General features: G+C 41.2%; 21 protein-coding genes and 2 tRNA genes. 13 read left to right on the forward strand and 10 right to left on the reverse strand.

From position 1 onward, the window contains the following. Positions 1–8: 8 nt before the first annotated feature. The 4 genes from EC846_RS06485 to EC846_RS06500 all read right to left on the reverse strand — a co-directional run bounded on the left by EC846_RS06485 (position 9) and on the right by EC846_RS06500 (position 1,234). On the reverse strand, positions 9–449 hold the full coding sequence (locus EC846_RS06485; protein WP_123774610.1) for a DUF2726 domain-containing protein: 441 nt from the start codon (positions 447–449) through the stop codon (positions 9–11). A 58-nt stretch (positions 450–507) separates the two neighbouring features. Beyond that, positions 508–583: transfer RNA gene (locus EC846_RS06490), tRNA-Asn, on the reverse strand. An 85-nt stretch (positions 584–668) separates the two neighbouring features. Beyond that, the gene (locus EC846_RS06495; protein WP_123774611.1) at positions 669–977 is read right to left on the reverse strand and encodes a hypothetical protein; all 309 of its coding nucleotides are present in this window, start codon (positions 975–977) and stop codon (positions 669–671) included. 181 nt (positions 978–1,158) lie between these two features. After that, positions 1,159–1,234: transfer RNA gene (locus EC846_RS06500), tRNA-Asn, on the reverse strand. A gap of 236 nt (positions 1,235–1,470) precedes the next feature. On the opposite strand from EC846_RS06500, the gene EC846_RS06505 reads away from it, so the two are divergent. Continuing rightward, complete coding sequence (locus tag EC846_RS06505; protein WP_062847214.1) at positions 1,471–1,902, forward strand: hypothetical protein; 432 nt, start codon at positions 1,471–1,473, stop codon at positions 1,900–1,902. A 30-nt stretch (positions 1,903–1,932) separates the two neighbouring features. On the opposite strand, the gene EC846_RS06510 is transcribed toward EC846_RS06505, so the two are convergent. Next, positions 1,933–2,370, reverse strand: coding sequence for a PaaI family thioesterase (locus EC846_RS06510; RefSeq protein ID WP_004773695.1), 438 nt, complete (start codon positions 2,368–2,370; stop codon positions 1,933–1,935). A gap of 185 nt (positions 2,371–2,555) precedes the next feature. On the opposite strand from EC846_RS06510, the gene EC846_RS06515 reads away from it, so the two are divergent. Together EC846_RS06515 and EC846_RS06520 are read left to right on the forward strand one after the other, a co-directional pair. Further along, entirely contained in the window at positions 2,556–2,969 is a 414-nt protein-coding gene (locus EC846_RS06515; RefSeq protein WP_123774612.1) for a GFA family protein, read from the forward strand. Between the two features lie 130 nt (positions 2,970–3,099). Then, positions 3,100–3,951, forward strand: a complete 852-nt coding sequence (locus tag EC846_RS06520) for a DMT family transporter (RefSeq protein ID WP_123774929.1) — start codon at positions 3,100–3,102, stop codon at positions 3,949–3,951. 30 nt (positions 3,952–3,981) lie between these two features. On the opposite strand, the gene EC846_RS06525 is transcribed toward EC846_RS06520, so the two are convergent. Continuing rightward, the gene (locus EC846_RS06525) at positions 3,982–5,217 is read right to left on the reverse strand and encodes a pyridoxal phosphate-dependent aminotransferase (protein WP_004773691.1); all 1,236 of its coding nucleotides are present in this window, start codon (positions 5,215–5,217) and stop codon (positions 3,982–3,984) included. A gap of 213 nt (positions 5,218–5,430) precedes the next feature. On the opposite strand from EC846_RS06525, the gene EC846_RS06530 reads away from it, so the two are divergent. After that, positions 5,431–5,610 (forward strand): hypothetical protein, encoded by a 180-nt coding sequence (locus tag EC846_RS06530; protein WP_123774613.1) that lies wholly within the window; start codon positions 5,431–5,433, stop codon positions 5,608–5,610. Positions 5,611–5,647: 37 nt separating this feature from the next. Here the strand turns inward: EC846_RS06530 and EC846_RS06535 are convergent, their stop codons facing one another. Next, positions 5,648–6,442, reverse strand: coding sequence for a hypothetical protein (locus EC846_RS06535; protein WP_123774614.1), 795 nt, complete (start codon positions 6,440–6,442; stop codon positions 5,648–5,650). 177 nt (positions 6,443–6,619) lie between these two features. Here EC846_RS06535 and uvrB point away from each other — a divergent pair, with 177 nt between their 5' ends. From uvrB to proB, 8 genes are all read left to right on the forward strand, one after another. Then, positions 6,620–8,644, forward strand: a complete 2,025-nt coding sequence (gene uvrB, locus EC846_RS06540) for an excinuclease ABC subunit UvrB (RefSeq protein ID WP_047429030.1) — start codon at positions 6,620–6,622, stop codon at positions 8,642–8,644. 120 nt (positions 8,645–8,764) lie between these two features. Continuing rightward, positions 8,765–9,349: a lipocalin family protein gene (locus tag EC846_RS06545; RefSeq protein ID WP_004773684.1), complete on the forward strand. Its 585-nt coding sequence runs from the start codon at positions 8,765–8,767 to the stop codon at positions 9,347–9,349. Positions 9,350–9,450: 101 nt separating this feature from the next. Beyond that, entirely contained in the window at positions 9,451–10,395 is a 945-nt protein-coding gene (gene rarD, locus EC846_RS06550; protein WP_123774615.1) for an EamA family transporter RarD, read from the forward strand. A gap of 256 nt (positions 10,396–10,651) precedes the next feature. Continuing rightward, a complete protein-coding gene (locus EC846_RS06555) occupies positions 10,652–12,109 on the forward strand; it encodes a glyceraldehyde-3-phosphate dehydrogenase (RefSeq protein ID WP_123774616.1) in 1,458 nt (485 codons plus the stop codon). Positions 12,110–12,245: 136 nt separating this feature from the next. Then, a complete protein-coding gene (locus EC846_RS06560; protein ID WP_123774617.1) occupies positions 12,246–12,989 on the forward strand; it encodes an MFS transporter in 744 nt (247 codons plus the stop codon). Further along, positions 12,989–13,669 carry a hypothetical protein gene (locus EC846_RS06565; RefSeq protein WP_069579871.1) on the forward strand — a complete coding sequence of 227 codons (681 nt, stop codon included), beginning with the start codon at positions 12,989–12,991 and terminating at the stop codon, positions 13,667–13,669. Before EC846_RS06560 ends, EC846_RS06565 begins: the two co-directional genes overlap by 1 nt. Before the next feature lie 195 nt (positions 13,670–13,864). After that, positions 13,865–15,082 carry an Obg family GTPase CgtA gene (gene cgtA, locus EC846_RS06570; RefSeq protein WP_005258776.1) on the forward strand — a complete coding sequence of 406 codons (1,218 nt, stop codon included), beginning with the start codon at positions 13,865–13,867 and terminating at the stop codon, positions 15,080–15,082. A gap of 15 nt (positions 15,083–15,097) precedes the next feature. Beyond that, positions 15,098–16,231 (forward strand): glutamate 5-kinase, encoded by a 1,134-nt coding sequence (gene proB / locus EC846_RS06575; protein ID WP_004773675.1) that lies wholly within the window; start codon positions 15,098–15,100, stop codon positions 16,229–16,231. Positions 16,232–16,256: 25 nt separating this feature from the next. Here proB and EC846_RS06580 read toward each other — a convergent pair whose 3' ends face one another. Together EC846_RS06580 and EC846_RS06585 are read right to left on the reverse strand one after the other, a co-directional pair. After that, positions 16,257–16,931 carry an HAD-IB family hydrolase gene (locus EC846_RS06580; protein WP_123774618.1) on the reverse strand — a complete coding sequence of 225 codons (675 nt, stop codon included), beginning with the start codon at positions 16,929–16,931 and terminating at the stop codon, positions 16,257–16,259. Then, on the reverse strand, positions 16,898–18,106 hold the full coding sequence (locus EC846_RS06585; protein WP_123774619.1) for a DUF1615 family protein: 1,209 nt from the start codon (positions 18,104–18,106) through the stop codon (positions 16,898–16,900). The genes EC846_RS06580 and EC846_RS06585 overlap by 34 nt, the downstream gene beginning before the upstream one ends. An 82-nt stretch (positions 18,107–18,188) precedes the next feature. Between EC846_RS06585 and dusB the strand changes: the two genes are divergently transcribed. Then, the gene (dusB, locus tag EC846_RS06590) at positions 18,189–19,214 is read left to right on the forward strand and encodes a tRNA dihydrouridine synthase DusB (RefSeq protein WP_069579873.1); all 1,026 of its coding nucleotides are present in this window, start codon (positions 18,189–18,191) and stop codon (positions 19,212–19,214) included. 53 nt (positions 19,215–19,267) lie between these two features. On the opposite strand, the gene oxyR is transcribed toward dusB, so the two are convergent. Further along, a complete protein-coding gene (gene oxyR, locus EC846_RS06595) occupies positions 19,268–20,173 on the reverse strand; it encodes a LysR family transcriptional regulator OxyR (protein WP_004773664.1) in 906 nt (301 codons plus the stop codon). Position 20,174: the final 1 nt, after the last annotated feature.

Below are 20,174 nucleotides of genomic sequence, written 5' to 3' on the forward strand. Positions count from 1 at the left end.
GTGCTACGTTATCGAATATCCATCTGTAACTGTTTTATCGATGGAATCTGAGTATAACGTTGCACTTGATAGCCTGCTTCTTGCAGCATTTGATCGCGTTTCTGATCGTCCAATTCTTTACCAATGTGACTAGGGTCATCTAACTCGATAATCGCGAGTACCTTCATCTCTTTATCCAAAACTACAAAGTCTGTGACCTTGCGATTGAACTTACTGCGAATTTTGTAGTGATGACTTGTAATGAGTGCGCTAAACGCCACTTGTGCCAGTACATGGTGTTGGGGAAAGGCTTGCTGCAAACGGATAAACATTCGAGATTCAAAAGAAGTAATCACAGGACGAGCAAAAAATTCTTGTTTGCTAAAGAAAGGGCGCAGGCAGCTAAAAAGAAGTATAGCTGTGCTTAGAAAGCCGATAACCAGAAAGATGAGATGATTTGATTCAAACATATATTTAACAGGGTGCAAATAAAAAACCCACTCAATAAGAGTGGGTTTTTTAGAATCTTGGCTCTCCCACCTGGGCTCGAACCAGGGACCTGCGGATTAACAGTCCGTCGCTCTACCGACTGAGCTATGGGAGAATCTGGAACGAATTTTAGGGGGTAAATGCAAGCCCGTCAAGTAAAATGAGTATGAATAATAATCGCTTAACTAAAATATTGGCTATTAACGTGCAACTTGGTTACATTGTGCCAATTCAGACGATTTGGCATTCCAGATTGCACCCGCAGAGTTTTTATAATAACTAATCTTACCAACACGTAACACGAGGCTTTGACAAGAGTCTAGGGATAAGGCATTTCCCCAAGGGCCAGACATGCTACACACTTTTCCATTACACTTCCAGACCACATTGGGGCCATTTTCAATTGGCACAGTCACGGTTCCTTTATAAGAAGAACCTGCATACCAAGTGGTTTGGGCAGCCATGACTGGGCTGGATAGGAATATTAAACAGAATATAAATTTTTTCATTATGTGCTTTCCCTAACATTGTTATTCAATTTGATTTTATATTAAAAATAGCGTGGTGGATAAAATATATACGATTATCTAAAATGAAAAGAACAAATACATCGTAATGTTAAGAATAGAACAGAATTTTATACTTATAAAATAAAAAGCCCATATCAATGATATGGGCTTTTTAGAATCTTGGCTCTCCCACCTGGGCTCGAACCAGGGACCTGCGGATTAACAGTCCGTCGCTCTACCGACTGAGCTATGGGAGAATCTGAGTGCCATTATAGGCAGCTTTTTAAATCGGTCAAGCTAAAAATGTCATGTTTCCTTCATTTTTGTGTCGTATGCTTTTTATTTGCACAATTATGAGAAAGTAGGAAAAATAACTTGAACTTTGATCAGGCTATTGCTAGATTCGAATTAGAAAGAACGTTTAGATATTCATCTAAACAGTGTGGATTTAACCCTACTTGCCAGCACTAAAATGGCTAAACCGGAGGTCGAAATGACGACTCTTAGTATTAAAACTATTTTTTCAAATTTTTCTTTTTATCAAGAACATTATCTCGAAATCATTCAGGATTCGGCACAGTATTATACGCCAGTCGAAAATGCATTCTTAAATACCTTTCCATTTAAGCAACAAGCCTTGTTTTTAGGTGATTTATTGCAATTGTGGTTTGGAAATAAATGGAAAATCCAAAACGTTCATAATCTATTAGCGCAAAAAAATATCTCAACGCTTGATGAGCATGCGCCGTTGTATTTATTTCAGTTAGGTGGTGAACTCTTTTTAGGCGCAAATACTGCATTGGCATGGTCTGTTGCAGAGCAGAAGGTGGTCACAGTACAGGTTAAAAGTATCTGGCAATATGCGGTGTTTAGTCATTTGTGCATTCGACCAAAACTATTCAAACAAAATAAAGCGATTGCATAGGGCTATACCTAGCCCTAGTGCGCTTTTGAATTAAGCTCGGATGATCATGCAGGTCGCAGTAGCATGAGCGTACAGCTTGCCATCGGCATCGACAATTTTACCTTCAGAAATGCCTAAATTTTTACTGATATTAATTATATTTCCAGTGGCAATGAGCTTCTGATTTCTTGGAACAGGGCGGCACATTTTAATATTAAGATCAATGGTGCCGTAGCCTACGCCAGCCTCTAAAAGGGTATGCACAGCACAACCTGTCACCGAGTCCAGTACCGTTGCAGCAAAACCTCCATGCACACCTCCGAGAGGATTCAGGTGTCGTTCATCCGCCTGTACTTCAAATTTGATATAACCTTCCGCAACTTCAACTGGTTGCATGGGAATGGTCTGGCTAATACTAGCGGGTGGAATTTTCCCTTCACACATGGCAGTTAAAAATTCAAGTCCATTCATTTCTTTTGGATGCTTCATCTTATATTTCCTTTTGTAGTTCTAAAATAGAACCTGCTGATAAAATAGCCGCGAGAGATCAGGCTGTCAATATTCCTCATTCATTCGCTGAGTATTTTGTAAATTCTAAGTTACTCGCTAATTGCTTTGTTTTATGATGTTTATAAATGTCTTTATAACAATTTTGAACAAAAGGTAAATTTATAATGAACGGACAATGTGTATGTGGTGAGACCACTTTTGAAGTTGAATTAAGTAATCATGATGTACATGCCTGCCATTGTTCTATCTGTCGTAGGCAGACCAGTGGCGTGATTATGACCCTTGATGTCGAACAAGGTAGTTTAAAATTTTTGAAGCAGGATCATTTAGCAATTTACAACTCATCTGCATGGGGAGAGCGCGGTTTCTGTAATGCGTGTGGAACAACTTTGTTTTGGCGCACTAAAGATCAGAACTATTGCAATATCAATGCATTTTCTTTGAATGAACCCCCTGAAGATCTAAATTTGGATTTAGAAATTTATATTGATTGTAAACCTGACTTTTATGCTTTTGAAAATTCGACCAAGAAAATGACCGAAGCTGAGGTGATTGCCTTGTTTAACCCGAATGAATAGGATTTATTTATTGCTGTAATTTTTATAAGACCATCATTGCTAGTCATTTAAATATAGGTTTTGAAAGCATAATCAAGCAAATGTGCTTTTCAATTTTAGAGTGAATAGGGCGCAAGGAATGCGTACAAGCATGTTATTCAAAATTATTATTGCGATGCTGGCCTTTGCAGCAAATTCGGTACTGTGTCGCCTGGCTTTGGCTGGGCAGCAAATTGATCCCATGAGTTTTAGTTTGCTGCGCGTACTCAGTGGCGCCGTGGTGTTGATGTTTTTATATTTTGCTCATCGTCGAGGTAGTGAAAACCCTTTAAAAATTGAATGGAATCTTAAAAATGCAATTTACCTCGCTGTGTATATTGTTGCCTTCTCGATAGCTTATCTAAAAATAAATGCGGGTTTCGGTGCACTCTTGTTATTTGGAACAGTGCAATTGAGTATGGTGGCTTATGGCCTTTTTCATGGCGAGAAAATTAATCTCATGTGTGGAATTGGTCTGGTTGTTGCTGTATTGGGGATTCTATTTTTATTGTTACCGGGTGCAAATATGCCTAACTTATTTTATTCACTTATCATGATGATTTCTGGTCTGGCTTGGGCAGCATATAGTATTGCGGGGAAGACCATGCGAAGTCCTTTATCCAGCACTCTGGCTAATTTTGTCTTGGCAGTGCCAGTGGTCAGTCTTGGGTTTGTATTATTTGCAAAGGATGTTCTGATCTTGCCGCAGGGGATTGTACTCGCGCTACTTTCTGGTGGTCTGGCATCTAGCGGTGCTTATATTCTCTGGTCTTCAATTGTGCAGAAAATTGACCGAATTACAGCGAGTACAGTACAACTTTCTGTACCTTGTCTGGCGATTTTGGGTGGGAGTTTATTTATTGGAGAAATACCGAATCTTCGAATGATTGTTGCGACAGTGATTGTTCTGATTGGGATTTTATTGGTTATCTTTTCCAGTTCGCATAAAAAAAACTCATCATAAATGATGAGTTTTTTTTATGGCTTTTATGACTTATTTAGCCGCTTTTTCTGCTTCGATTGATGCAATTGCAGCGTCTACGCCTTCAATTGAATCAGCCGCTTTTTTGATACGCGCTAAAGCATCAACCAGTACTTCGTCAGCAGTTGCGTAAGAGATACGCATAAAACCGCCTAAACCGAATGCATCACCAGGAACAACCGCAACGCCAGTTTCTTCAAGTAACCATTCAGAGAATTCTGTGCAAGATTTTAAGCCTTTGGCACGAATCAATGGACGGATATTGGCATAGGCATAGAAAGCACCATCAGCAGGTAAGCAAGAGATACCTTTGATGTCATTTAAGCCATTCACAACGAGGTCATGACGGCGTTTGAATGCTTCAATCATTGGTTGTAAAACGTCTTGTGGACCATTCAATGCCGCTTCAGCCGCAACTTGTGAAATTGAAGTTGGGTTAGAAGTCGATTGAGACTGGATTTTTTTCATTGCACCAATGATTTTCGCAGGGCCCGCTGCGTAACCAATACGCCAGCCTGTCATTGCATAGGCTTTAGACACACCATTTAACACAATCGTGCGGTCATATAGGTCTGGTGCAACAGTTGCGATGTTATAGAACTCATCTTCCCAGCGAATTGGTTCATACATGTCATCAGATGCAACAAAAACCTGTGGGTGACGACGTAATACTTCAGCCAAAGCTTCAAGTTCAGCTTTGGTGTAGATCATGCCTGTCGGGTTAGATGGGCTGTTTAAAACCACTAAACGTGTATTTGGCGTAATTGCAGCTTCCAGTTGTTCTGGTGTGATTTTGAAACGTTGTTCTTCACCACATTTCACGATAACAGGAGTACCTTCTGCAATGATTACCATATCTGGATAGCTAACCCAGAATGGCGCAGGAATAATCACTTCATCGCCTTTGTTTAACAAAGCGAGTGCAAGGTTAAAGAAGCTTTGTTTACCGCCACAAGACACCAGAATCTGGTTTGCTTGATAATCGAGATTATTATCGCGTTTAAGTTTCGCAATAATTGCTTTTTTTAAGCTTGGAGTACCGTCTACCGCTGTATATTTGGTAAAGCCTTTATTAATGGCTTCAATTGCAGCATCTTTGATGTGTTGAGGTGTATCGAAGTCTGGTTCGCCTGCGCCTAAACCAATCACGTTTTTACCTGCAGCTTTAAGCTCAGCAGCCTTGTTGGTTACTGCAAGTGTAGGGGACGGTTTGATAGCATTGACACGATCAGAGAGACGTACGTCCACGGCATTATTCCTTCTTATGGGATTAAAAAATAAAAAGCAGGTTATCTTAGCCTAATTAGACTTCATTGTGGTCGAAACTTGCCTTAATCGCATAAAAAGTTACCAAATTTTAATTCTCGAACGCATTCTATTTTTTTACATATTTTATTTTTATCAAAAGCCTAAAAATCCATTACAATAGCGGCTAGAAATCTAGATTTCGAGAGAATTTCAATGAGTACCCAGCAACCTAAAGCAAAAAAGGCTTTAGTGAAATTACCATTCCCTATGCCATCTGCTCAGGATGATTCTGATGATGCAGTGCATAATCAGGTTCGTCCAAAACCTGAGCAATATGCAGATCGTACTTGGATGCCACCACGCGGCACACGCCGTTCGATGGGGAAGCGTTAAGAGAAAAGCCAATCAATCTGATTGGCTTTTTTGTTTTTTAATGGCGATTTAATGGATGTTGTATTTCTAGTTCACCACGCCATAGCTTGATAAAATCATATTCATCAATATCGTAAAGCTCCATCAAGGCAATAATCACACTGACATAAATCATTGCACCTTCCGATTTGCCATGGAAATTAAAAATCTTGCCGTTAAGCTTACCGAGAATATCGCTGATTTCATGTTCACGGCCACGTCCATAACGGTCACGTGGATAAAGCTCTTCATTTAAAACCACCAGTGCAATGGCTTTTTCAGCTGCTGTTAAACTGGTTTTATCCAGTGCTTCTTCGAAAGATTCATAACCATGATTGAAGTAGAAAATCACTTCATCGTTAATAAAGGCCTGCACAGTGGCTGCGGTGAGGTTGGGGAACTGTGAAACCGCATCTTCTTCAATATAAGGACGGAAAGATTCGGGGAAAATCACATTGGAATGGATGCCTTTAAATAATGGCGCAATTTCAGAGACTTTATAACCTGCAATACCACAACCTAGCGCCGTCAAAAAGTATTTCATTTTGGCATGGTTTTTTGCATAGATCTTGAAATCATCGACATAATGCTCGATCTGGGCGAGTGGCATTTGTTGTAAATGTTCATTTAGGGTCGGAATTGCAAAGCTTTGTCCTGCCCAACCTCGACCAACACCTTTGACTGCTGCAAAGTGTTGAGCTGCGACACGTGCTGCACCGCTGTCGTGTATACCCGCCAGATTACTGCCAAAAACAAAAACTGTATCTTCTGGGAGTTCCGTTACTATTGTTTCGTCGTGGTATTGGTAAGACATATTTTTACCATTGAAATCGAGTATAACTTCATGTTGCAGTCGATTGGGCAGATGGTCAAGTAAAATCTAAGAAATTACATGGCACAAAAGATTTCATAAAATCATTGATGCAGCACTTTAAATCAATCACATTTTCCCCCATAAATAGGGATTAAGTTTTAGTGTAGGAATGAGCTTGTGAGCGAAAACCAGCCTTTTGAGTTAGTCACCAATTATCAACCTGCGGGTGATCAGCCTCAGGCCATTGAGAAATTGGTCAGTGGTATTGACCAGGGTTTTCGTAATCAGTTGCTGCTCGGCGTAACCGGTTCAGGTAAAACCTATACCATGGCCAATGTGATTGCCCAAACCCAACGTCCAACCATTGTGATGGCGCATAACAAAACCCTTGCGGCTCAGCTTTATGGTGAGTTCAAAGCATTCTTTCCAAATAATGCGGTGGAGTATTTCGTCAGTTATTACGATTACTACCAGCCAGAAGCCTACGTGCCATCTTCAGATACGTTTATTGAAAAAGATTCGGCGATTAATGATCACATTGACCAGATGCGTTTGTCTGCGACGCGTGCTTTGTTAGAGCGTCGTGATGCCATTATCGTGGCTTCGGTTTCTGCGATTTATGGTTTGGGTGATCCAAATGCCTATATGCAAATGCTCTTGCATATCGTACAAGGCGATCGGGTCAGTCGTGATGACATTATTCGTCGTCTGGTGGAAATGCAATATACCCGTAATGAACTGGAGTTCTTGCGTGGTACTTATCGTATTCGCGGTGAAATTATTGATATTTTCCCTGCGGAATCGGATAAGGATGCGATTCGGGTTGAATTGTTTGATGACGAAGTTGATTCAATTCGCTGGTTTGATCCATTGACAGGAAAACTGGTACGTAAAGTTCCGCGAGTAACGATTTATCCAAAAAGTCACTATGTTACGCCAAAAGACCATTTAACCCGTGCCATTGATACCATTAAAGATGAATTGAAAGATCAGCTCAAATTTTTCAAGGATCACGACAAATTACTGGAAGCGCAACGTATCGAACAGCGTACCCGTTATGATCTGGAAATGATGCAACAGCTCGGTTATACAAACGGGATCGAGAACTATTCACGTCATTTGTCAGGTCGTACAGCCGGCGAAGCACCGCCAACCTTATTTGATTATGTACCAGAAGATGCATTGCTGATTATTGATGAGTCGCATGTGACGGTACCTCAGATTGGCGCAATGTATAAAGGTGACCGTTCACGTAAAGAAAATCTGGTGAATTATGGTTTCCGTTTACCAAGCGCTTTAGATAACCGTCCAATGAAATTTGAAGAGTGGGAGCGAATTGTTCCGACCACGGTTTTTGTGAGTGCCACGCCAGCGCATTATGAGCTGGAAAAATCTGAACAAATCGTTGAGCAGGTGGTTCGTCCAACGGGTCTGATTGATCCTGAGATTGAAGTACGTCCAGTATTGACACAGGTCGATGATGTTCTATCTGAAATCAATATTCGTAAACAATTGAATGAACGTGTGCTGGTGACCACCTTAACCAAGCGTATGGCAGAAGATTTAACGTCTTATTTAAAAGAATATGGCGTCAAAGTGGCTTATCTGCATTCGGATATTGATACGGTTGAACGGGTCAAGATTATCCATGAATTACGTACTGGTGTGCATGATGTACTGGTCGGGATTAACTTGTTGCGTGAAGGTCTGGATATGCCAGAAGTTTCTCTGGTGGCGATTCTGGATGCCGATAAGGAAGGCTTCCTGCGTTCAGAACGTTCATTGATCCAGACCATTGGTCGTGCTGCACGTAATGTGAAAGGTAAAGCGATTTTATATGCGGATCGTATTACGGATTCCATGCGTAAGGCGATGGATGAAACAGAACGCCGTCGCAATAAACAGATTGAGTTTAATGAACTGCATGGCATTACGCCGCGTAGTGCTGTCCGTCAGGCGATTAAGGAAATCGATACGGGTGAAGTGTTGAGCGATGATGAGATTGATGAAAAAGTGCTTGAACAGGCACAAAGCATCAGTGCCGATGAACAACATCTTTTATCTGATCCGAAATTATTTGCGAAGCACATCAGTAAACTGGAAAAGGAAATGTTGAAAGCCTCTAAAGAACTACAGTTTGAGCAGGCGGCAAGATTGCGTGATGAAATTGTGCGTTTAAAAGCACACATGTTGCAATCTTAATTGAGCAGAGAAACCCTCAAAAGTGATACATATCGCAACAGTTTTTGTTTATTAAATAGGCTATTTTGAATAGCTAAGTATATGACTATTGATAACAAATTTTTGTTTTGAGGATTTCTCATGCCATTTATTAAGAATTTCCCGAAAGCGAGTTGGCGTTTAGCAAAGATTGCAGTGGGTGGGGCGGTTTTGACTGGATTGGCTGTTGGAACCATTGCTTATGCTCAGGCAAAGCCTTTACCAACTGTAGAAAAAGTAGAACTGGATAAATATTTAGGTGTCTGGTACGAAGTCGCTCGAAAACCGATGTTCTTTGAGCGTAAGTGTGTCTATAACATTACTGCCACTTATACTGTCAATGAAAATGGCAATATTGTGGTTGATAACAAATGCTATGACAGTGAAGGAAATCTACAGCAAAGTGTGGGTGAGGCTTTTGTTGCCAATGCGCCTTTTAATACCAAATTACGAGTAAGTTTTTTGCCTGAAGTGGTACGTTGGGTACCTATGGCACGTGGCGATTACTGGATTTTGAAACTGGATAATGACTATCAAACGGTTCTGGTAGGAGAGCCGCGCCGTAAATACTTATGGGTATTGTCGCGAACACCAAATCCGCATAAAGAAACCATTCATGAATATTTAAATTATGCGAAATCACTTGGCTATAATATTAGTGATGTGATTTATCCTGAACATCGTTAAAATAAGATATACTTGTTTAAAAACCATGCATGCATGGTTTTTTTATTTTTATATAGTGGATAAATCACGTATTTTTTAATTTCCCCATGTAGAGGTTCAAATTGGTTAAAGGTATCGCTTATTCAGTTTTGGCTTCTATCACATTTGGGGTTTTATATTTTTATACTCAACTCCTCGGTGCGCTGGACAGTGAGCAAACCTTTGGCTGGCGGATTATTGCGACCTTGCCTGTTTTGACACTATTTATGTGGTTTAGTGGTGATTTAGTCCATATCAAAACAATATTTAAAAGAATTTTAGCAAAACCGACATTATTACTGTTTTTAATGACCACTTCTGTGCTGACTTCAGCGCAATTGTGGCTGTTCCTGTGGGGGCCAATGCATGGTCGTGGTTTACAGGTTTCATTAGGTTATTTCCTTTTGCCTTTGGTTTTGGTGCTTGCGGGAAGTTTTCTGTATGGAGAGAAACTTTCTAAATTCCAATATCTCGCTGTATTGCTCGCGGTGTTTGGAGTAGGGCATGAAATTTGGCGTTTAGGCAGTATTGCTTGGGAAACGGCTTTTGTGGCATTGGGCTATGCGGCTTATTTCATCCTGCGTAAAAAAATCCAGACAGACAATTTGGGTGGTTTTTGGTGGGATATGTTAATTATTCTTCCTGTCGCCATTTTCTTTACACAAACGGGCGACATGCCTTTTCTCAAGTTTCTCGAACAGCCGAGTCTGATTCTTGTCGTAATCGGTCTGGGATTATTAAGTGCGATTGGTTTAGGCAGTTATATTCTGGCCAGCCGTTATTTGCCGCTGATTATTTTTGGTTTATTGGGCTATCTGGAACCTGTTCTGCTGGCACTGGCATCTTTGGTCTTAGGTGAGAAAATTGGCGCTGAAGAATGGCTAACTTATATCCCAATCTGGTTGGCTGTTTTGGTATTGGTAATCGAAGGCGCGATACATCTTTATCAGCAAAACCAGCGTAAAAAACACTTGGCCCTGAACCTTCAACAATATTCTAAACGTGTCGATTTAGAGGACAAAACTTAGAAACGCTTGAAAATCCGCCAGTAATGATCAGGAAAACTGTTATGGTTGTGACGCACATCACAGCTATTATGATGATTGAAAAAGATTTTTACCTAAATTCACAAAAATAATTATAGGTATTTTATGAATTTATAGTCAATTAGGACAAAATCTTAGCTCGTTTAGCAGCTTTTGATTCAATCTTGATGATAATTCTATTACAATAATGGCGTTTTAAAAATTCACGCCCAGTATATATAAATTAGAGGACGTAACTGTGAGCAAAGAAACAATCGTTGCCCTACACGCAGAACACCAAGGTCGTTGGAAAAACCGTGAAGAAATCGCGGAACGTATGATTACCTTAATCGGTCAATTATACCGTGAGAAAAATATTGTTGTTTCTGTTTACGGTCGTTCTTTAATTAACCGTTCAGTGATTCAGATTTTAAAAACACATCGTCGTACACGTATGCTTGATGTTGAACTTTCTGTTGTAAATACCTTTCCGATTTTGGAAGCGTTAATGAAAGTTGAAAACATCGGTTCTGCTGAAGTGGATATCGGTAAACTTGCTGTTGAATATAAAAATGCAGGCGGTGATGTAGACGCATTTGTTGCAAACGCTGTTGCTTCAATTCAAGGTAATACAACTGCTGCTGCGCCTAAAGATGTTGTACTTTACGGTTTTGGTCGTATCGGTCGTATCTTGGCTCGTTTAATCATCAGCCAGTCTGGTTTAGGCCGTGGTTTGAGTCTTAAAGCAATCGTTGTACGTAAATCATCTGATGGTGACTTGGCGAAACGTGCTTCATTATTACGTCGTGACTCTATTCACGGTACTTTTGACGGTACAATTTCTGTAGATGAAGAAAACGAAGCAATCATTGCAAATGGTCAGTTCATCAAAGTGATTTATGCATCAAGCCCAAGCGAAGTGGACTACACTGCGTACGGTATCGAAAATGCACTTTTGATCGACAATACAGGTAAATGGCGTGATGCTGAAGGCCTGAGCCAACACTTGAAATGTGCAGGCGTTGCGCGTGTTGTATTAACAGCACCAAGTAAAGGCGAAATGAAGAACGTTGTATTTGGTGTGAACAACGGCGATATCTTAGATGAAGACAAAATCATCTCTGCTGCAAGCTGCACAACCAACGCAATTACACCTGTATTAAAAGTTTTAGACGACAAATACAAAGTATTGAATGGTCACGTTGAAACAGTTCACTCTTTCACAAACGACCAGAACTTAATTGATAACTATCATAAAGCTGACCGTCGTGGCCGTGCTGCAACGTTGAACATGGTTATCACTGAAACTGGTGCTGCGAAAGCTGTTGCTAAAGCTTTACCGGGCTTAAAAGGCAAGTTAACAGGTAACTCTGTGCGCGTTCCAACACCAAACGTTTCTCTTGCAATCTTGAACTTAAACTTAGAGAAAGAAATTGATCGTGAAGAAGTGAACGAATACATTCGTCAAATCTCGATCAACTCTAAGTTACAAGGTCAAATCGGTTATACCAACTCGACTGAAGTTGTATCAAGTGACTTTATCGGTTCACGTACAGCAGGCGTATTTGATGCACAAGCAACAATCGCTTCTGGTACACGTTTAACTGCTTATGTTTGGTACGATAACGAAGTTGGTTATAGCTGTCAGGTATTACGTATTGCTGAACAAATGTGTGGCGTAAGCTATACCAAAGTTCCTGCTGAAACAAATGCATAATTTGTTCACAGAGCAATAAAAAAAGCCCAGTTTGAAACTGGGCTTTTTTAATGACTGTACAGAATATATGCTGAATAAAACATAAAAATCGATGAGAATGCAGGAAAAGGGAAATAATTAAACAAGGGATAGATCATTGTTGCAGTTCAGACGTTTATTCGTGGTATTTGCTTTAATTGTTGTGGCCAACTTGTGTGGTGTGTATATCGCAATGTGGGTGTTTAAGCATTTTAATATTTATATCCCATTGAAGAATCAAGATGTTGCGATTGACTTGCAAGAGCCATTGCAGGTGCGGGTAAAAGTAAAAGATGCGCTCAATGTTGATGTGAATGGACGTGTTGATGCCAAGATTCCAATCAATGAGCAGTTAAATGTTCCTCTGACGCAAACCCTGACGCCGCGCGTGTACTTTGATAGTCAGGTTCCGATCAGTACCACCATTCCTGTCAAAGAAATCATTAAGGTCAATCAAAGCCTCCCGATCGATACCAAGGTACAGGTTAAAATTTTAGGCAAGGATGTGACGCTGCCTTTAAAAGGCTCGGTTCCTTTGCAACTGGATGTACCGATTGATATTCAGGTGCCATTACAACAAAAAGTACATTTGAAGTTTGATGCGCCAGTTCGTACCGTCCTCAAGGAAAACTTAAATATTCCGTTGAAAGCACAGTTGAATGCCAATATTCCGATTCAAGGCAATTTAAATGTGCCGATTACCTCTGAACTGAATGCTTCTGTCGATGTAAAGAATACTTTACCTGTCAAAATTGCGCAGGGTGAACTCAAAATTCCTTTATCCAGTATGTATTTGGGACGGGTAAAAACACAGGCTGTAGATGAACCTGCAACACCAACCGATGTCAAAGTAGGTGAGTGATGGATATAACCAAATCACTGAAAAGCCTGTTGATCAGTTTTGTGATCGTCACAACGCTGGTTGCGATCTTATTTTGGTTTTATCTGAATATTCAGGCCTCATTAATCGTTTCTGCACAGCAGGCAGATATTCGTTTACCTGAATCATTAGGTACCAAGATTCAGGTCGGAGAGCATCTGCGCGTTAAGTCGGAAGGTCAATTAAATACTGTACTGGATATTGACCGTAGTTTGGCCTTGCCTTTAAAAGGCAAATATCTGGCTGATCTAAGCTTTGAGGTCGAAACCCCGATTACGGTTGATATTAATTATGAAACTGTACTTAAAGTCGATGATGTAGTGCCGATTGAGACCAATACCGATCTGATCTATCAAAATAAATTATTGCCGAAATTTCCGTTGAGCCTAAATATTCCAGTGAAACTGGATATCCCATTTCAATTGAAGCGAACCTATACCGTTCCTGTAAAAATCGTATTTGATGGGCCAGTGCATTTTGCCTTTGATGAGTCGATTAATCTGCCTGTAAAACATCAGTTTAAACCCAGCTTTTATATGAATGATGCGATTAATATGAGCAAAATCTCGTCTTTTGATGCAATCATGTATAACTCGGTGCAGCAGACCAAAGCCAATCTGGATATGCAAATGGCGTTACCTTTAAAAAATGTAAAACCGTAATCGATATTTTCCAATTGTTAAAAAATGAGACGGCAAATATTCTGCCCAAATTGATATTTTTCGGTGTTGAATTGTTTAATTTGAATATTCAACCCAGAATAAATTTAAAAAAATCAATTTGCTGATTTTTCTATTCGAGAATTTTCTTAAAATGTGGCAAAATACCCCGTTTTAAAGAATTCAGAGGATTGGCACATGCGCTTTGTTGATGAAGCAGTCATTACCGTAGAGGCTGGCGACGGTGGCAATGGCGTAGCCAGTTTTCGCCGTGAAAAATTTGTCCCTTTTGGTGGCCCGGATGGCGGTGATGGGGGACGTGGCGGAAGTATTTACATCCAGGCGGATGATGATACCAGCACACTTGTAGATTACCGTTATACCCGTCGTTATCGCGCAGAACGCGGTAAAAATGGTTCGGGTGCAAACTGTTCAGGCCGTGGCGGTGAAGACGTTATTTTAAAAGTGCCAGTCGGTACAACGATTGTTGATACTGAGTCGGGCGATATTATTGGTGACTTGGTCGCTGATGGTCAACGTGTCAAAGTTGCCCAAGGCGGTGATGGTGGTTTAGGGAATACTCACTTTAAATCGTCAACCAACCGTTCACCTCGTAAATGTACACACGGGATTAAAGGCGAATATCGTGAAGTCCGTCTAGAGTTAAAAGTACTCGCAGACGTTGGCTTATTGGGTATGCCGAATGCAGGTAAATCGACATTTATCCGTGCAGTCAGTGCGGCAAAACCAAAAGTTGCTGATTATCCGTTTACGACGATGGTCCCTAACTTAGGTGTGGTCGATGCCGATCGTCACCGTTCATTTGTGATGGCGGATATTCCTGGACTGATCGAAGGCGCAGCAGAAGGTGCAGGTCTAGGGATTCGCTTCCTTAAGCATTTGGCACGTACGCGTATCCTGTTGCATATCGTTGATGTTCAACCGATTGATGGTTCAGATCCAGCGCATAATGCAAAAGCGATTTTGGGTGAATTGGTTAAATTCTCACCAACTTTAGCAAAACTTCCAGTGGTACTGGTTCTAAACAAACTTGACCAGCTTCCTGAAGAGTCTAAAGAAGAGTGGTGTCAGCACATTCTTGATGAATTGCAATGGAAAGGGCCTGTATTTAAAACTTCTGGTTTGATGTCTGAAGGCACCAAAGAGGTTGTGTACTATTTAATGGATCAGATCGAACAACAACGTGAACGCGAAGTTGAAGATCCAGAGTACGCAGCAGAAGTTAAAGCATTCCGTGAGCAGCTTGAAGCTGAAACACGTGAACAAACCATCGCAGCTAAAGAAGCCTATCGTGCTATGCGTAAAGCTCAGCGTGAAGCTGGTCTGGACGATGACGAAGACTTTGATGACGATGAGGATGAAGGCGATGTAGAAAGTATCTACATTCGTGACTAGTAAACCGAGGGAAAAATGATAGAAGTGGTCGATGGGCAACGTCAGCTCAATGCGTGTAAACGAATCGTTGTTAAAATCGGATCATCTTTACTCACTGCAAATGGGCAAGGTCTAGATTTAAATGCAATTTCGCACTGGGCGAAACAGATTGCAGATCTACACAATGCCGGACATGAGATTATTCTGGTGTCTTCAGGTGCAGTTGCAGAAGGGATGGTACGCATGAAACTTGCGAGTCGACCCACCGATCTACCCAGTTTGCAAGCTTGTGCGGCCATTGGCCAAATGGGCCTGATCCATACTTGGTCAAGTGTGCTTGATCAGCATGGCATCCAGACCGCACAGGTTTTACTCACGCATGATGATCTTGCTGATCGTCGTCGTTACCTCAACTCATGTGATGCATTGCAGAACCTGATTGATTGGCATGTGATTCCAGTCATTAATGAAAATGACACCGTATCTACTGACGAAATCCGTTTTGGTGATAATGACACCTTGGCTGCCATGGTTGCGGGTCAGGTGCATGCAGAATTACTCATTATCCTGACAGATCAGCAGGGGATGTTTGATTCTGATCCACGCAGCAATCCAGATGCGAAACTGTTTTCAGCCGTTCGCGCACTTGATGATAGCCTGTTCGAGATGGCAGGTGGCGGTGGTGTGCTGGGTCGTGGCGGTATGGTGACTAAGGTTCGTGCAGCGCGTCTAGCAGCGAGATCAGGTTGCCCGACATTAATTGCCAGTGGTGAAAGTGACAATGTACTTGCGCGTTTGATGGCGGGCGAGATGTTGGGCACGTTATTTACCACAGACAATGATCGTGTCACAGCACATCAACAATGGCTTGCAGCGCATTTGCAAACGGCAGGGCGTTTAGTGATTGATGATGGCGCCGTTGAAGCGATTAAGCGCAAGCACCGTAGTCTTTTACCTGTGGGTGTGAAAGCGATTGAAGGACATTTTGATCGTGGTGATGTGGTGGAATGTGTTGATAAAAACGGTGGTCGTATTGCGGTTGGTCGTGTCAATTTTAGTTCACGTTCCGCAGAAATGATCAAAGGTTTATCATCAGAAAAAGTCTATCAGGTGTTAGGTGAAGCACGTTCGCTTGAAATGATTCATCGAGATCATATGGCAATTTATTAAATTGTCATCCATAAAAAAGCTCGCTTTAAGCGGGCTTTTTTATGTCTACTGATTTTGCATATTTGGAATCCAGAACTGGTAATCCTTTTTGCTCACCCATCATATAAGGGTAGTCTGCAAGTGAAAGCATCTCTAAATCTTCTTCACTATTGCCATAGGCATAAACCGCATGATAATCGTCTAAATGATACTTTTCTAAAATACGTACTTTCTTCTGTTCGCAACTACAGTCTTCAGAGCTATATTTTCCTGTTAGCAGGCCATCTTTTGTTTCGGTCTGGGTACAGATTAAATCAATCTTGAGCACATCACAGATTGGAGCGAGATAAAGGTCAACCGAAGCCGAGACCAGAACTACATGGTCACCGCGTTGTTGGTGTTGTCGGAGCTGATTAAGTAAATCTGGATCTAATTTTTTTAATAATTTTTGAGTATATTCCTGTGCTAATTTTTCCACAAAATCGATTGGCGTGTCTTTAAACATGGTTTCAAATAGACGTGGTCGCATTGCATGCGCAGGGTAAAGGCGTAAATAGTAGGCCTGAATCCAAGGCAGGATTTTCAGACCTCTTTTAACAATGTGGCGTTTTGATAGCGCAAAGAAAATAAATCCCGTGAAACTGTCTTTGGGATAAAGTGTTCCATCAAAATCAAATAAGGCAAGATTTACAGTTTTATACGTTTCGCTCTTTGCATGCATGTTTCATATCGTCCATTTACACGACTTGCGAACCAATTGGTATTGTAATCACGGCTGAGTTTAGGCCCTGAAATAATCACCTCAGGCATAATTGCATAAATTGGTTCTTTATTGGTTTTAGTTTGATATAGTTTTTGAACCGCTAGGTAAGTCTGTGTATCTTCAAATTTTCTCTCTTTTTCTTTCTTTAAATCCGCACGAATTTGACGTGGCGTCACCAAAATCCTATTACTGGTAAATGCAGCAATAACTTCTTTTTCTGACTGGCTCAATGCGGATTGTGGATTACCATCTTTGTTATAAAGTAATAAATCGCCATCTAAATCAAGATCTTTATCTTGTATCACTTCAAGCATCTTTTGGAAAGCAGCATTACGGCTTGAATACATCCCCGAATTATAGTCGGCAAAGCGATAAATGGCTTTGTCATAATCGGTCGAATATTCCATTAGGCGATGAATGCCATAATATAACCCACCATATTGGGTATAGAGGTCATCACGCAATTCCGCAATATTGCCACTTTGACGTTTATGCTCTTTGGCATAGTTAATATGTACTTGCATCGAACCCAGCGTGGTGATCGGATTCATTTTCTCGCCAATATCTTGGCCAATTAATTTAGCAGCACCAGTTAAAGCACTTACATGATAATGCTTTGACATATAATCAAAGATTTCACGATAGAGGAGATCCAGCTCGCGTTCAGTTTTTACTTTGCGCATCTGACTCATGTAATTATTTTCTGGAGATGGCTGATTTTTCAACACATCTTCAAAATAACCTGCAACAGTACCGCCAATGGTTTCACCTAACTTGGCTTCGAACTTTTCCTTGAGTCGGGTATTGATTTCCTGAACAGCTTTTTCACCTAAGCCTGGAACAGCAGGGTCGGCAACAAAGTTAGATTCCTGATCCACGACCGCCACAATACTACACACATTTTGCTTGGATTTTGGAATACTCAATTGTTGCATGATATCAAAAATATCTTGCGACCATGATTCACGATCATTTACACGCGGCGGAAGAACTTTTTTGATCTGTTCTGCCTTCATTTCAGGTTCTTTACTATTTGACCACCAAGCATTATCGCCACAAGCAGTTAAGCTTATGCTAATTGCCAACAGGCTAAATGTTTTGAGTAGAGGACGAGTCGAAACAGATTTGTTCATAATGAAGACAACACCGCACAAAAAGATGAGCCGAACGGGCGAATGAAGTATACTATGTTGGTCAGAAATTGTAAGAAAATATATGTATATTGGTTCGTATCAACTGTCAAATAATTTGATCGTTGCCCCTATGGCCGGCGTAACAGACCGTCCATTTAGAACACTATGTAAGTACTTTGGTGCCGGACATGCAGTCAGTGAAATGATGACCGCAGACAAGACCTTGCGCATGAGCAAGAAGAGCCTTTATCGAGCCAATTTTGATGGTGAGCTGGCGCCAATTTCTGCACAAATCGCAGGTTCTGATCCTGAACAACTGGCGGAAGCGGCACGTTATCAGGTGGCAAATGGGGCACAAATTGTTGATATCAATATGGGTTGTCCAGCCAAAAAAGTCTGCAATAAATTGGCAGGTTCGGCGTTATTACAAGATGAAGATCTCGTCGCCCGTATTCTGGATGCCGTGGTCGCAGCCGTTGATGTGCCTGTAACCTTGAAAACCCGTTTGGGCTTTTTAAATGGTCATGAAAATATTTTACGTGTGGCCAAACGTGCCGAAGAATCAGGCATCGCTGCCTTAGCTTTACATGGTCGTACTCGTGAAGATATGTATTTAAATACGGCACGTTATGAGCTAATCAAGCAGGTGAAACAGCTGATTGATATTCCATTGATTGCCAATGGTGATATTGATAGTCCTGAAAAAGCCAAATATGTGCTGGATTATACAGGCGCAGATGCCATTATGATTGGGCGTGCTGCTCAAGGCCGACCATGGATCTTTCGGGAAATTGCTCACTATTTGAAAACGGGTGAACATCTCGCCGCGCCAGATATTGCAGAAGTTAAGGCAGTTTTATTGGGACATTTGGCTGAATTGTATGAGTTCTACGGTGAGTATTCTGGCTGTCGCATCGCGCGTAAGCATATTGCTTGGTACACCAAAGGATTACGTTCAAGTAATGAATTCCGTCAAAATATGTACAAAGTGGAAAATACTGCGGATCAGGCAAAAGTCGTTGAGAGTTACTTTGATCAATTACTGGATCAAGGGCAGCGCATGAGTGATGTGCAGGCTGAGCAAGTCAATTTGCTGGATATCAAATAATTAGTCTTGTTGATGTAAAAAAGCCTGTAATCAATTACAGGCTTTTTATTTGATTATTCTAAGTGAGCAGTGATTTTTTGCAGAATTTGCAGAATCACATCAAATTCACTTTGTAATGGCGTACTTTTACGTGTGACTAGGGCCAGAGTACGGCTTGGGGCAGCTTCAATCGATTTCACGTCAATATCTTCATTAAAGTGAATCATGCTGTTCTTCAAGGCAATCTCTGGTAACAGGGTAAAGCCAAGATCAGACGATACCATTTCCACCAGTGTTGGCAATGAGCTCGCTTTTAAACGGTGATCATTTTTACGCTCACCCACAGGGCAGGCACTTAAAGCATGGTCACGTAAACAGTGTCCTTCTTCAAGCAACATCAGGCGTGATAAATCGAGGTCATCGAGAGAGTTTGCATTTGCCGCATTGGTATCTTTTTTGTTGTACACCAAGAACAAATGTTCTTTCGCAATTTCGGCAACTTTAAGGCTGCGTGTGTCGAAAGGAAGAGCCAGTACAATCATGTCCAGATTGCCGTGTTCCAGCTTTTCTACAATCTTCTCACTTTGCGCTTCATGTAGATGCAACTGGATTTTTGGCAATTGTTGATGCACTTCTTCCAGCAATTGCGTCAGGATAAATGGCGCAATCGTTGGAATAATACCAAGATGCAAATCACCTGTGAGTGGTTCGCTCATTTCACGGCTTAAGCGCATCAAATCCTGAGCATCGGCAAGTAGTACGCGGGCACGTGCCACAACCTGTTCACCCAAAGGTGTTAAACGGACGTTTTGACGATCACGCTCAACTAAGACGCCACCTAATAAGCGCTCTAATTCCATGATGCCGCCAGACAAAGTCGACTGGGTGACAAAGGAACGACGCGCTGCTTCAGTAAAATGTAAAGTTTCTGACAACGTAACTAAATATGATAGCTGTCTTAATGAGGGTAATGCAGCCATA

The sequence above is a fragment of the Acinetobacter sp. BIGb0102 genome (genome assembly GCF_003815055.1).
GTDB classification, from domain to species: domain Bacteria; phylum Pseudomonadota; class Gammaproteobacteria; order Pseudomonadales; family Moraxellaceae; genus Acinetobacter; species Acinetobacter vivianii.

Excerpts from the sequence above, each read along its gene's own strand:
- EC846_RS06510 (WP_004773695.1), bottom strand. The coding sequence starts at position 2,370 with ATGAAGCATCCAAAAGAAATGAATGGACTTGAATTTTTAACTGCCATG.
- EC846_RS06495 (WP_123774611.1), bottom strand. The coding sequence starts at position 977 with ATGAAAAAATTTATATTCTGTTTAATATTCCTATCCAGCCCAGTCATG.
- EC846_RS06585 (WP_123774619.1), bottom strand. The coding sequence starts at position 18,106 with ATGAACAAATCTGTTTCGACTCGTCCTCTACTCAAAACATTTAGCCTG.
- EC846_RS06580 (WP_123774618.1), bottom strand. The coding sequence starts at position 16,931 with ATGCATGCAAAGAGCGAAACGTATAAAACTGTAAATCTTGCCTTATTT.
- EC846_RS06530 (WP_123774613.1), top strand. The coding sequence starts at position 5,431 with ATGAGTACCCAGCAACCTAAAGCAAAAAAGGCTTTAGTGAAATTACCA.
- dusB (WP_069579873.1), top strand. The coding sequence starts at position 18,189 with ATGTATATTGGTTCGTATCAACTGTCAAATAATTTGATCGTTGCCCCT.
- EC846_RS06505 (WP_062847214.1), top strand. The coding sequence starts at position 1,471 with ATGACGACTCTTAGTATTAAAACTATTTTTTCAAATTTTTCTTTTTAT.
- EC846_RS06485 (WP_123774610.1), bottom strand. The coding sequence starts at position 449 with ATGTTTGAATCAAATCATCTCATCTTTCTGGTTATCGGCTTTCTAAGC.
- EC846_RS06520 (WP_123774929.1), top strand. The coding sequence starts at position 3,100 with ATGTTATTCAAAATTATTATTGCGATGCTGGCCTTTGCAGCAAATTCG.
- cgtA (WP_005258776.1), top strand. The coding sequence starts at position 13,865 with ATGCGCTTTGTTGATGAAGCAGTCATTACCGTAGAGGCTGGCGACGGT.
- EC846_RS06565 (WP_069579871.1), top strand. The coding sequence starts at position 12,989 with ATGGATATAACCAAATCACTGAAAAGCCTGTTGATCAGTTTTGTGATC.
- EC846_RS06535 (WP_123774614.1), bottom strand. The coding sequence starts at position 6,442 with ATGTCTTACCAATACCACGACGAAACAATAGTAACGGAACTCCCAGAA.
- proB (WP_004773675.1), top strand. The coding sequence starts at position 15,098 with ATGATAGAAGTGGTCGATGGGCAACGTCAGCTCAATGCGTGTAAACGA.
- EC846_RS06545 (WP_004773684.1), top strand. The coding sequence starts at position 8,765 with ATGCCATTTATTAAGAATTTCCCGAAAGCGAGTTGGCGTTTAGCAAAG.
- oxyR (WP_004773664.1), bottom strand. The coding sequence starts at position 20,173 with ATGGCTGCATTACCCTCATTAAGACAGCTATCATATTTAGTTACGTTG.
- EC846_RS06515 (WP_123774612.1), top strand. The coding sequence starts at position 2,556 with ATGAACGGACAATGTGTATGTGGTGAGACCACTTTTGAAGTTGAATTA.